This is a genomic window from Rhodococcus sp. 06-462-5 (genome assembly GCF_002258315.1).
Classification (GTDB): Bacteria; Actinomycetota; Actinomycetes; order Mycobacteriales; family Mycobacteriaceae; genus Rhodococcoides.
This window is the reverse complement of sequence record NZ_NOYD01000046.1, coordinates 11,638-22,986: the sequence shown is the minus strand read 5'-3', so window position 1 is coordinate 22,986 and position 11,349 is coordinate 11,638. Positions and strand designations below refer to the sequence as shown.

At 64.8% G+C, this 11,349-nt stretch carries 11 protein-coding genes; 8 read left to right on the top strand and 3 right to left on the bottom strand.

Annotated features, from left to right (window positions below):
• The first annotated feature begins 19 nt into the window (after positions 1–19).
• The 4 genes from CH251_RS20020 (at position 20) to CH251_RS20005 (ending at position 5,184) form a co-directional block, all read left to right on the top strand.
• Positions 20–1,051, top strand: a complete 1,032-nt coding sequence (locus CH251_RS20020) for an ABC transporter ATP-binding protein (protein WP_094614711.1) — start codon at positions 20–22, stop codon at positions 1,049–1,051.
• A 126-nt stretch (positions 1,052–1,177) separates the two neighbouring features.
• Positions 1,178–1,663, top strand: coding sequence for a MarR family winged helix-turn-helix transcriptional regulator (locus CH251_RS20015; protein WP_094614710.1), 486 nt, complete (start codon positions 1,178–1,180; stop codon positions 1,661–1,663).
• Positions 1,664–1,666: 3 nt separating this feature from the next.
• Positions 1,667–3,670 (top strand): MDR family MFS transporter, encoded by a 2,004-nt coding sequence (locus CH251_RS20010; protein ID WP_256979195.1) that lies wholly within the window; start codon positions 1,667–1,669, stop codon positions 3,668–3,670.
• A 119-nt stretch (positions 3,671–3,789) separates the two neighbouring features.
• Positions 3,790–5,184 carry a PQQ-binding-like beta-propeller repeat protein gene (locus CH251_RS20005; RefSeq protein ID WP_094614709.1) on the top strand — a complete coding sequence of 465 codons (1,395 nt, stop codon included), beginning with the start codon at positions 3,790–3,792 and terminating at the stop codon, positions 5,182–5,184.
• Positions 5,185–5,217: 33 nt separating this feature from the next.
• Here the strand turns inward: CH251_RS20005 and CH251_RS20000 are convergent, their stop codons facing one another.
• On the bottom strand, positions 5,218–6,771 hold the full coding sequence (locus CH251_RS20000; protein WP_094614708.1) for a succinic semialdehyde dehydrogenase: 1,554 nt from the start codon (positions 6,769–6,771) through the stop codon (positions 5,218–5,220).
• Positions 6,772–6,925: 154 nt separating this feature from the next.
• On the opposite strand from CH251_RS20000, the gene CH251_RS19995 reads away from it, so the two are divergent.
• Both CH251_RS19995 and CH251_RS19990 read left to right on the top strand, forming a co-directional pair.
• Positions 6,926–8,131 (top strand): lipase family protein, encoded by a 1,206-nt coding sequence (locus CH251_RS19995; protein WP_256979194.1) that lies wholly within the window; start codon positions 6,926–6,928, stop codon positions 8,129–8,131.
• Positions 8,132–8,242: 111 nt separating this feature from the next.
• Positions 8,243–8,995, top strand: a complete 753-nt coding sequence (locus tag CH251_RS19990) for a MerR family transcriptional regulator (protein ID WP_094614706.1) — start codon at positions 8,243–8,245, stop codon at positions 8,993–8,995.
• On the opposite strand, the gene CH251_RS19985 is transcribed toward CH251_RS19990, so the two are convergent.
• Both CH251_RS19985 and CH251_RS19980 read right to left on the bottom strand, forming a co-directional pair.
• A complete protein-coding gene (locus CH251_RS19985; RefSeq protein ID WP_094614705.1) occupies positions 8,964–9,257 on the bottom strand; it encodes a WhiB family transcriptional regulator in 294 nt (97 codons plus the stop codon). The genes CH251_RS19990 and CH251_RS19985 overlap by 32 nt on opposite strands.
• A gap of 24 nt (positions 9,258–9,281) precedes the next feature.
• A complete protein-coding gene (locus CH251_RS19980; RefSeq protein WP_256979193.1) occupies positions 9,282–10,322 on the bottom strand; it encodes an amidohydrolase family protein in 1,041 nt (346 codons plus the stop codon).
• A 112-nt stretch (positions 10,323–10,434) separates the two neighbouring features.
• Here CH251_RS19980 and CH251_RS19975 point away from each other — a divergent pair, with 112 nt between their 5' ends.
• Both CH251_RS19975 and rraA read left to right on the top strand, forming a co-directional pair.
• Positions 10,435–10,818: a DUF5313 family protein gene (locus CH251_RS19975; protein ID WP_094614704.1), complete on the top strand. Its 384-nt coding sequence runs from the start codon at positions 10,435–10,437 to the stop codon at positions 10,816–10,818.
• A gap of 24 nt (positions 10,819–10,842) precedes the next feature.
• Positions 10,843–11,322 carry a ribonuclease E activity regulator RraA gene (gene rraA, locus CH251_RS19970; protein WP_094614703.1) on the top strand — a complete coding sequence of 160 codons (480 nt, stop codon included), beginning with the start codon at positions 10,843–10,845 and terminating at the stop codon, positions 11,320–11,322.
• The last annotated feature ends 27 nt before the right edge of the window (positions 11,323–11,349 follow it).

Below are 11,349 nucleotides of genomic sequence, written 5' to 3'. Positions count from 1 at the left end.
CGCCGAGAAGAAGGAATCGATGTCCGCCATCACGATCGAGCAGCTCGGCCTCCGATACCCCGACGGCACAATCGGTTTGGAGGGCATCGACCTGGAGATCGCAGACGGCGAGTTCGTTGCGCTCGTCGGACCGTCGGGCTCCGGCAAGACCACGCTACTGCGTACCGTCGCCGGCTTCCTGACGCCGACCGCCGGTTCGATTGCCATCGGCCCCGATGTGGTTGCGAACATGCAACTTTCGACGCCTCCCGAGTCGCGCAGGCTCGGCATGGTGTTTCAGCAGCACGCGCTGTGGCCGCACCGCAGCGTCGGGCGGAATGTCTCCTACCCACTCGAACTGGCCAAGGTCACCAAGACCGAACGCGAGAAGAAGGTCGCCGACGTGCTCGAACTCGTCGGGCTGCCCGGGCTCGAGAAGCGGGATCCGTCGACGTTGTCCGGTGGCCAGCGACAACGCGTCGCACTCGCTCGCGCCCTCGCCTCTTCGCCGCGAGCGCTGCTGCTCGACGAGGCACTGTCTGCGCTGGACGAGCCCCTGCGTGATCGCCTTCGTCTCGAACTGCGCGCGCTGACGCGGGCCGCGAACCTGACCGTCCTGCACGTGACCCACGACCGCACCGAGGCCCTTGCCCTCGCCGACCGGGTGGTCGTCCTCGATCAGGGTGCCGTCGCACAGATCGGTACGCCCGAGGACGTGGTGCGCGCCCCGGCATCGGCGTTCGTCGCCCGCTTCCTGTCCGACGCCACCCTCGTGGACGGCACCGTCGCGCACAGCACCTTCACCTCCGGCTCCCTCACCCTCGCGGCGGAGGGCTCCGGAACCGGGACGCTCGCAATCCTGCCGACCGACATCGAGATCGTGCCCGACGGCGGGGTCAGTGACGAAAAGATCCTGGGCACCGTGACCTCCTCGCTGTTCGGACGTGATGCCAGCGATGTTCTGGTTCGTTCCGGCGATGTGGACTTCCGATGCTCGGTGCGCGGACCGCGCCCGCAGGTGGGCGATACCGTCGCGTTGACGGTTCGGCGGTCGTTCTTCTACCCGCGCTAGCCACCCTCGGCCGTGGATCGGCTCCAACCCTGTGACCCACCAGACAGGAATAATGTTTGCTTAGCGCATGTATGTATATATATGGTTGCAGACAGCAAGTAAATGGAACTCATCGTTGGAGCACTCATGGCAGTTCAATCCACGACAGCGGAGTCGTTGGTCGAAGAGGTTTTTCTCTTCGGCCGCACGCTGAAGCGGGCCGTGACCACCGGAGTCGAGGATTCACCCCTGCCGCAGGCGCTGACCGGAGTACTGGCCATCCTGGCGACCGAGGGCGAATGCAGACAGACCGACCTGGCCAGCAGACTCTGCGTCAGCCAGTCCGCCCTCAGCCGGCAGATCGCAGACCTCGTCGACCTCGGCTACATCGATCGTCATCCGGATCCCGACGACAAACGTGCGTCTCGGGTCTGTGTGTCGGACGTCGGCCAGGTTCGACTGAAACAAATTTGGGACAGACGCGCACGTCGCCTGGCAGAGATGCTGAGCGGCTGGAGCGAGTCCGAGGCACTCGATGCACTCGACTCGATCCGCAAACTGAACGACAGCTTCACCGAAGACGCCCACGCCCAGCACCAGGACGTGGTCCGCATTGAATCGATTGCGAGATAAGACATGACAACATCTGCGGAAACTCCGCCCAATCAGGCAGTCGTCGATCCCGACGCGATGTCGCATCGCCAGATCCTCGAAGCCCTCACCGGCCTGCTGGCCGCGCTCTTCACCGCGCTGCTGAGCACCACGATCGTCTCGACGGCGCTGCCCACCATCATCGGTGATCTCAAAGGCTCGCAGACCGCGTACGCCTGGGTGATCACCACTGCCCTGCTGGCCAATGCCGCGTCCACGCCCATCTGGGGCAAGCTGGCCGACCTGTTCAACAAGAAGGTGCTGGTCCAGAGCGCGATCGTCATCTTCGTCGCGGGCTCGCTGATCGCCGGCTTCGCCCACAACGTGCCGGTCCTGCTGGCCGCACGCGTGGTGCAGGGCATCGGCATGGGTGGTCTGACGGCTCTCGTCATCGCCATCATCGGAACCATCGTCTCCCCGCGTGATCGTGGCCGCTACTCCGGTTACACCGGTGCCGTCATGGCCGTATCGATGTCCGGTGGCCCCATCCTTGGCGGCGTCATCGTCGACAGCCCCCTCGGGTGGCGCTGGTGCTTCTTCGTCTGCGTCCCGTTGGCTGTCATCGCCCTCGGCCTGCTGCAGAAGACGCTGCACATCAAGACCGTCCGCAAGGACAACGTCTCCATCGACTGGCTCGGCGCACTCCTGCTCACCGCAGGCGTTTCCGTTCTGCTGGTGTGGGTGTCGTTCGCAGGCAAGGCCGACTACTACGCCTGGATCTCCCGTGAGACTGCCTACCTGGTGGGCGGCGGAGTTCTGCTGCTGATCCTGACGATCATCGTCGAGGCACGGCACAAGTCGCCGATCATCCCGCTCAAGATCGTCACCGAGCGCACCACCGGCCTGGCCATCATCGCCTCCATTGCCGTCGGTGTCGGCCTCTTCGGAGCCACCACCTTCCTCGGCCAGTACTTCCAGACCGCTCGCGGCTACACCCCCACCGAAGCCGGATTGCTCTCCATCCCACTGGTGTTCGGCATGCTCGTCGCCTCCGTCGGTTCGGGCCAGCTCATCACCAAGTTCGGAAAGTGGAAGCCGTTCATCGTCACCGGTTCCGTCCTGCTGGTCGTCGGATTCCTGCTCCTGGGCACCATCGACCACGCCACCAGCCTGGTGACGGTCGGCATCTTCATCACCGTCGTCGGCCTCGGTACCGGCATGCTGATGCAGAATCTCGTTCTCGCAGTGCAGAACACGGTCAGTGTGCAGAACGTCGGTGCGGCATCGTCGACGGTTGCGTTCTTCCGCACCTTCGGCGGCGCGATCGGCGTGTCGGTTCTCGGTTCGCTGCTGGCAACTCGGGTGGCCGACAAGTCCGCAGCCGGCCTGGCCCAGCTCGGCGTCGACAGCTCGTCGGGCGGCGGTGGATCGCTCGATCTCACCTCACTGCCTGCTCCGGTCCTCGAAGTCGTCCGCACCGCATACGGTGACGCGACCGGTCGCATCTTCATGATCGCCGGTTTCGTCGCGATCGTCACGCTGATCGCAGTCGTCTTCATTCCGAATCGCCCACTGCGCCAGACGATCGACATCGCGTCGACCCCTGCGCAGGGACCGAAGGACGAGCCGCAGGATCAGCTCGCCGAGATTCCCTCGTTCGGTGCCACTCAGGATTACGTCTCCGCCGAGCACGACACCGATCGTCGTTTCGACAGCAACCGCGTCGAGGGCAGGCACGAGGCTCAGCCGGGGCAGCGCCCCTTCGAGGGTCTGAGCACCGACGCCCGAGATCGACTGCTCGCCCTGCTGCTGCCCGAGCCGAAGGACACGTTGGCCGCATTGGACGAGGCCGAGACCATCCGCGCCGAAGTGATCGCACTGCAGCAGGAACTCGACGCGAGGATGCTCGATTTCGATGCAGTCTGCGAGCGGCTTCGTCGCCTCGGACTCAGTGAGCAGCAGATTGCTCGGGTGTTGGGAGACAACCACATTCCCGACAGTCGCAATCACTACGCACACGCCGGACTGAACGGACACAGCGTCAACTAGGTCGAGCATCACGAAAGTTCCCCGCACCCCCACCGGGGGTGCGGGGATTTTTCGTTCTCTATGCTCGAAGAACGGACCGACCACCTTCTTTCGGTTCTGCACATGCGGGAGGATCTTTCATGACACGTCGTCTCCAGGTCTCCGCCGCCGCGGTCCTGGTAGCAGCGTTTGCCTGCGCGTCGTGCGCACCCGAGCAGCGAGCGTCGACGGCCGGCACCCCCGTCGACGGTGCAACAGGACCTGCTCCCGCTCTCGGATGGACGCTCACTCCGGCGGATGTGGGTATCGAAGGCGGTCAATTTCGCGATCCCGCCCAGGGCAGCGACACCGATTCGATGGAATCCGGTTCCATCTCCGACGGCACGACGGTCGTCACGCTCGTCGGCCGTCTGGACGGCAGAGAGTTCGTCGACGCCACCCTGGTGGGGTTGGACATCGCCGATGGTGCGGTGCGATGGCGTACCCCCGCGGACGATCTCGTGGGCTGCGGTGAGGAATTCGTCGACGGGCAGGTCGTCTGCTACCGCGGCACCACCGGCACGACATCCGAAATCTTCACTGTCGACGCCGATTCCGGGGAATCGAGCGTTCGGGACGCAGCCTTTCCGGTCACGAGTCTGACCACCGCAGACGGGCACGTCTACGCCTCCCGGGCAGTGCGCGAGGGTGCCAGGCCGACGGTGTCTCGCGGTACTGCGGACGCCCTCGACGCGGACTGGTCGGTGCAGTTCGACTCCACGTCCCCGGCCGACGCGCAGTTCGCTTCCACACTGCACACCGAGCACGGAATCGGGCTGTTCGACGACGGTCGAGGAGTGTTCGCCTTCGACCTCGACACCGGCGACAACCTGTGGTCCAGAACGGTTCCCGACTGCGCGCGGTCGGGAACCGCCTCGAAGGACGGCGCAGTGCGGGTGGTGCGGACCGACTGCTCGGATCCCAATACGATCGTGGGTTCGGAGATCGTCGACACCGACGGAACCGTGCTCGCTGCAACGGATTCCGTCACTCTGCAGCAGCCGACGTTCGACGCACCCTCCGAGGAGAGCCCGTTGCTGCTCGGGACGGGCGGCTACCGGCCGTCGAATCCCGATCCCGTGTGGTCCGACGAGAGTCTGGTCTGGGCTGTTCCGCCGGACATCACCGGCCCCGCCGCAGCATTCCTGTCCAGAACCGGGCTGGCATACGCCGTCACGGGTTCGGTCGCGCTACTGCGCAACAACGACACGGCCACCGAATCCGCACTCGACCTCGACACCGGGGACGCACTGTGGAGCCGCGAATCAGGAGCTTTCGCGGAGGTCGGCGCGCTCGACGGTGACGTCGCCACACTGTTCGGACCGGAAGTGCTGCGCGGAATCGACGTCAGGACCGGGAACGTCGTGTGGGACATCCCCACTACAGCACTCGACGACGAGGGAATCGATCTGCAGTCGTGGCCGATGTTCGATCGAGTCGGAACCGACTCGATCTACACCAGGTCACTGAGCATCTCGGCCCTACGAGCTACGTAGAACCTCCCCCGTCGTCGACGCTGCGGGGCCGGTCTACCGACCCGGAATGTACTTGAGCGCCTTGACGAAGGGCGGCATGATCTTCGCCCACAGCTTCGGCGGAAGTCCGCGCGGCCCACCGAGATTGAGCAGACGCGTCGTCGCGATGGTCTGCGATTCGGTGTACTTGAGCAGGCCCTCGGTACCGTGCCTGCGTCCGACACCGGACACACCCATGCCTCCCATCGGAGCGCCGGTGGTGCCCCACGTCGGTGCGTAGCCCTCGTCGACGTTCACGGTGCCCGAATGCAGCCGCGCCGCAATGGCTTCGCCCTGCGCCTTGGTCTTGGCCCACACACTGGCGTTGAGTCCGTACTCGGTGTCGTTGGCCTTCTCGATGGCCTCGTCGACGTCGGCGACGGGGTAGATCGACACCAGCGGCCCGAAGGTCTCCGTTGCCGCGCATTCCATGTCCTCGGTGACGTTCGTCAACAGCGTCGGCTCGTAGAACAGCGGGCCGATGTCGGGGCGCGCATTGCCGCCTGCGACGACGGTCGCGCCCTTGACCTTGGCGTCGTCGACGTGGGCCGAGACGGTCTTGATCTGGTCCTCGGAAATGAGGCTGCCCATCTCGATGCCGAATTCGTAATCGGCTCCGAGGGTCATGTTGCGTACCCGCTGACCGAACTTCTCGGTGAACTCCGCCGCGATCGACTTCTCGACGTAGATACGTTCGATGGAGATGCAGAGCTGACCGGAGTTGGAGAAGCAGGCCCGCACGGCCGCGTCGGACACTTCCCGGAGGTTGGCACCCTTGGCCACGATCATCGCGTTCTTGCCACCGAGCTCGGCCGAGAAGCCGATGAGTCGACGCCCGGCCTGCTCGGCCAGGAGCTGGCCGGTGGCGGTGGAGCCGGTGAACATGACGTACTCGGTGTTCTCGACGATGGCGGTTCCCACCACCGAACCCGGGCCGGGAACCACGGCGAACAAGTCACGGGGCAGGCCGGCCTTGTAGAGCAGTTCGACGCAGGCGAGCGCGCAGTACGGCGTCTGGCTGTCGGGCTTGAGCACGACGCCGTTGCCTGCCAGCAGCGCCGGGATGGCGTCGGACACTGCGAGGGTCATCGGGTAGTTCCACGGGGAGATGATTCCGACGACGCCCTTCGGCTGGTACCGGACCCGAGTCTTGGTCAGCACGGGCAGCATGCCGGTGACCTTCTTCGGAGCCAGCAGCTTCGCGGCGGTGCGCGCGTAGTGCCGCGCGGTCATCGAGATGTCGAGAACTTCTTCGAGGGCGGCGGCACGGGACTTGCCGGTCTCGGCCTGCGCCATGTCCATCAACTCGTCGCGGTGGGCGAGCACCAGGTCGCGGTAGCGGTGGAAGATCTCGGCGCGCTCGGACACGGGGCGCTTGGCCCAGGCCACCTGAGCTGCGCGAACGCGCGCGATGGCAGCCGTTGCATCGGCAGCGGTGCCGACCGGGATGGTCGCCAGCTCCTTGCCGGTGAACACCTCGGTGATGGTCTTCGTCGGCCGCGATTCGGCGTCGGGGATGGCGATGAGATCGGCGAGCCGGGTGAAGGTCGCAGCTGACGGTGCTGGCATGGACGGGTCCCTACTGGTGAGTAGTGTTCGGAGTAACAGACAACCTACCTGCTTGCTGGCTCAGTTCACAGACCCGAAATTGCCCCACCGTATGGCACGATGGTCCGTGGTCTACCGGACGTCGGGGCGTACGGAGCTACAGGGTGGGAAATACATGCGCAAGGCACTCGTTCTGGCCGGAGCCGCAGCATTGATGCTGTCGTTGGCGGGGCCGGCTCACGCCGATCCTCTTCAGGACTTCGTCGCTCCCCCTTCAGACCCCGCCGCGTACCTGCCCACCTCCCTGGGTGATCCGTGGTTCGATCCCCCGGCCGGGTACGAGAATCTGCAGCCGGGCACGGTGCTGAACCGTCGAGATGTCGCGGTGACGCCCGAGGCGTCGTCCGTTCAGTTGCTCTTCCGCTCGACCGACTCCAAGAACCGACCCATTGCAGCGGCGACGACCGTCCTGACACCCACCGCGCCGTGGACCGGAGCCGGGGATCGTCCCGTCGTCGCGTACAACGAGGCAACGGACTCGCTCGGTAATCAGTGCGCGCCGTCGTACACCCTGCCGCGGGGTAACAACAAGGAAATCGATCAGGTTCGGATTCTGCTCGGCCGCGGCTACACCGTGGTCGTCACCGATTATCAGGGTCCTCGGCAGGCATATTCGGCCGGTCTCGTATCCGGCCACACCGTGCTCGACGGCTTGCGCGCATCGCAGAGTGCAGGGGTGGCTGCGGACGCTCCGATCGGTATCACCGGCTACTCCGGCGGTGCCATTGCCTCGGGTTGGGCCGCGCAGTTGGCTCCGGAGTACGCGCCGGAGTTGAACATTGCCGGCGTCGCGTTCGGTGGCCCGCCGACCGACTACAAGATTCTGCAGAGCTCGCTGAACGGCCAGATCGGATCGGGTCTGTTCACTGCGGCGACGATCGGGTTGTCCAGGGAGTACCCGGAGATGCGGGAGCTCGCCAACGACAACGGAAAGCGATTGGCTTTGGCGCAGAAGGATCAGTGCGTCGATGTGTTGTCGTATTCGGGACTGTTGCTCCTGGACCAGCGCAACCTCTCCAGCGTGCCCGATGTCTTCGACCACCCGATCACCAAGGCCGTCGTCGAAGAGAACCGGATGGGCCAGACCAAGCCGGACGCACCGATCTACATCTACCAGGGCCTGCAGGACTTCCTCATTCCCAAGGAGGGTGCCGAGGCGGTGCAGGACCAGTGGTGTGCAGCCGGAGCATCGGTTCGCCTCGAAGAGATTCCCGGGGATCATTCACTGGCGCAGACCAACGGCCGTCCCGGTGCGTACGACTGGCTCGGGCAGCGGCTCGCCGGAGAATCCACCTCCGGGTGCGAGCGCGTGATTCGTTAGGAGGGGAGCCTGCGGAACGACCATGGAGGCTGGTAAGCGCTTGACCCTCACGTCACGGGAGGCGGCACAGTGTCTTTCGTGAGTGATTCTTCCGCGAACGATTCGGCAGGCATGCAGGTCGGGGCAGTCTCGAAGTTGGTGGGTGTCAGTGTCAGAACGCTGCATCACTACGACGAGATCGCGCTGGTGGTGCCGTCGGGCAGAACGCCGAAGGGCTATCGGACGTACTCGTCCGCCGATGTCGAACGGCTGCACCAGGTTCTGACCTACCGCGAACTCGGATTTCCGCTCGACGCCATCGCGGCGTTGCTCGACGACCCGTCGGTCGATGCCATGGCGCATCTACGCCGACAGCGCGACCTACTGAACGAGCGGATCGATCACTTGCACGCAATGGCTGCGGCCGTGGACAAGATGATGGAGGCGAAGAAGATGGGTATGCAACTGACCCCCGAGGAACAGCGCGAGATTTTCGGCGACAACTGGCCCGGCGAGGAGTACGCCGAGGAAGCCGAGCAACGCTGGGGCGAGACCGACGAGTGGAAGCAGTCGCAGCAGCGGACGGCGTCGTTCACCAAGGACGATTGGAAGGCCGTCAAAGAGGAGACGGATCTACTGGAAACGGATCTCGCTGCCGCGATGCAGCGGGGTGTGTCACCGGATTCCACCGAGGCCGGGGAACTGGCCGAGCGTCACCGGGCATCGATCGAGCGGTACTACGACTGCGGCTACGAGATGCAGGTGAACCTGGCGGAGATGTACATCGCCGACGAGCGGTTCGCCAAGCACTACAACGATATTGCCGACGGATTGGCGCAGTACCTTCGCGATGTCATTGTCGCGAACGCCGCTCGTCAGGGGTGACGCGAACCATCGCGGACCGCTCGCGTGCGGTCGATCCGCCCCAGACTCCGTACTTTTCGTCCGAGTCGAGTGCGTGTTGAAGGCAGCGCGCGATCACGGGGCATCGATCGCACACGAGCTTCGCCTGTCGCTCGAGGCTTCTCAACGAGTATCCCCGCAATCCCAACGGCGGGTAGAACATCGAGACCGGCATCGAGCGGCAGGCGGCATCGATCTGCCAGTCCCAGTGCTCGGAGATCGGTTGCAGTGCTTGCGCTTTCATCGGGCAGTGTCCACCTCTTTCGGATCAGCGATCGAGTAGTCGGCGGACGTTGCCGGATGTTCTCGCGCGCCAGTTCTCGAGTCCGCCGTTCGCGGCACCGGCGTCGAGTGCTCGCAGTTGCTCCTGCACCGCGGCGATCGGCGTGAAGCAGTAGTCGCTGCCGTACACCAGACGATCGGGGCCGACAGTGGACAGCAGTGCGGGCAGCTGCCGCGGGACAGGAGTTCCAGCGAGGTCGAACCACAAGCGCTGCAACACATCCGGCGTGGTCGGGGTCCCCAGACCCACCTGGGTTCGGAAGAAATCGACCCGGTCGGCCAGCAGTGGTAGAACGCCACCGCCGTGAGTGAACACCCAGCGGATGTTCGGGAATCGATCGACCACCCCCAGCAGAATCAGGTCGACGACGGTTCGTGCTGTGTCGAAGAGGAATTCGATCATCGGTGCCGGACGCCCGAGCGATACTGCGCCCGAATTCGGCGGCGACGTGGGATGCACGAACACCACCGCCGATCGCGCGTCGAGCGCGGCGAGCAGCGGTGTCAGCACGGCGTTGCCCAGGTACATCCCGCCGGCGTTCGACATCACCGTCACGCCGTCGGCCCCCAGCTGATCGAGGGCACGGATGGCCTCGACCGTCGAGTCGACGACGTTCGGGAGTGGCAGCGACGCGAAGAACCCGAGCCGGGGCTGGTTGGCGACCACTCCGGCCCCGAAATCGTTGACGCGTCGGGCGAGGTCAGCGGCCTTCCCGTCGTTCCCGAAGTGCACTCCGGGTGACGAGACGGACAGGATCGCGCTGTCGATGCCGCAGCCGTCCATCATCTGCAGGTGCTCACCGACCGACCAGGACGGCCACTTCGGCATGCCGTCGGGAAATACGATGCCCGACGCGAGGGCCTCTCGCAGGTAGAAGTCGGGAACCATGTGCGAATGGACATCGACCACTCCGGCCGCGGCGGGACTGGGGGATGCCGATGCAGTGGCGTAGGTCAATGTCGAGAGGGCAACCCCGGAGATCGTCGCGGCACTGAGGGTGCCCAGCAGGGTTCTGCGATCGATCACAGTGGAAGTCCTCTTTTCGATGCCACCGACTCAACTGACGTTATCGTCACATATGAGATAAACCGCAGTCAACGGTGAGATCTACCAACGAAACCCGGACTAGCATTGCGCGATGACCACCGAACGTACGACGCCGAGCCCGCTGCAATTTCTGGGGTATTCGTTCGGTCGCACGCTGCCCGAGTCCATGCAGGATTGGGTTCGCGAGGATCTGGTGGGCAACGGAGCGCAGGTTCGCTACATCGCTCGATTCACGGTGCCCGTCATCCCGCTGCTGTTGTTGTTCCTGCTGATCCCGGGACCGCTGTGGATGTCGCTGGCGATGATGGCCTTGCTGTTCATTCCGCTGGTCTACTTCGCGATCGCACTGATGAATGTCTATCGGCGGCATCGCTTGTTGATTCACGGCCTCGATCCGCAGTTGATCAACGCCAAGGCGCAGAGCCGCGCCGACCGCACTCGAGACGACTACGAACGCCGTCACGGCCGCGGTTGATGCTCGGGCGATAGTCTGTGCCGCATGACTTCACCTGTGGAATTCAAGGCAACAGCTGATCTGGCCGATGAGATCGGTCCCGACATCCGCAGCTGCGACACCCAGTTCATCCAGTACGGCAAGCACACCGAATTCGCGGGCCCCATCACCACCATCCGCTGCTTCCAGGACAACCTGCTGGTCAAGCAGACCCTGAGCGAACCCGGCAACGGTGGCGTTCTTGTGGTCGACGGCGATGCCAGCGTGCACACGGCGCTCGTCGGCGACATCATCGCGGGCCGGGGCGTCACCAACGGTTGGGCCGGCGTCATCGTCAACGGCGCGGTGCGCGACTCGGCAATCCTGCGCACCCTCGACATCGGCGTCAAGGCGCTGGGCACGAATCCACGCAAGAGCACGCAGACCGGATCGGGGGAGAAGAACGTTCCGGTCAGCTTCGGTGGCGTGACGTTCAACCCGGGCGAGATCGTCTACAGCGACCACGACGGCGTCGTCGCGGTCTAGCCCCAATGCGGCGGCAGGCACTCGGCC

Bases quoted from the DNA above. Each gene is read 5' to 3' on its own strand.
- CH251_RS20020 (WP_094614711.1), top strand. From the start codon at position 20: ATGTCCGCCATCACGATCGAGCAGCTCGGCCTCCGATACCCCGACGGC.
- CH251_RS20015 (WP_094614710.1), top strand. From the start codon at position 1,178: ATGGCAGTTCAATCCACGACAGCGGAGTCGTTGGTCGAAGAGGTTTTT.
- CH251_RS20010 (WP_256979195.1), top strand. From the start codon at position 1,667: ATGACAACATCTGCGGAAACTCCGCCCAATCAGGCAGTCGTCGATCCC.
- CH251_RS20005 (WP_094614709.1), top strand. From the start codon at position 3,790: ATGACACGTCGTCTCCAGGTCTCCGCCGCCGCGGTCCTGGTAGCAGCG.
- CH251_RS20000 (WP_094614708.1), bottom strand. From the start codon at position 6,771: ATGCCAGCACCGTCAGCTGCGACCTTCACCCGGCTCGCCGATCTCATC.
- CH251_RS19995 (WP_256979194.1), top strand. From the start codon at position 6,926: ATGCGCAAGGCACTCGTTCTGGCCGGAGCCGCAGCATTGATGCTGTCG.
- CH251_RS19990 (WP_094614706.1), top strand. From the start codon at position 8,243: ATGCAGGTCGGGGCAGTCTCGAAGTTGGTGGGTGTCAGTGTCAGAACG.
- CH251_RS19985 (WP_094614705.1), bottom strand. From the start codon at position 9,257: ATGAAAGCGCAAGCACTGCAACCGATCTCCGAGCACTGGGACTGGCAG.
- CH251_RS19975 (WP_094614704.1), top strand. From the start codon at position 10,435: ATGACCACCGAACGTACGACGCCGAGCCCGCTGCAATTTCTGGGGTAT.
- rraA (WP_094614703.1), top strand. From the start codon at position 10,843: ATGACTTCACCTGTGGAATTCAAGGCAACAGCTGATCTGGCCGATGAG.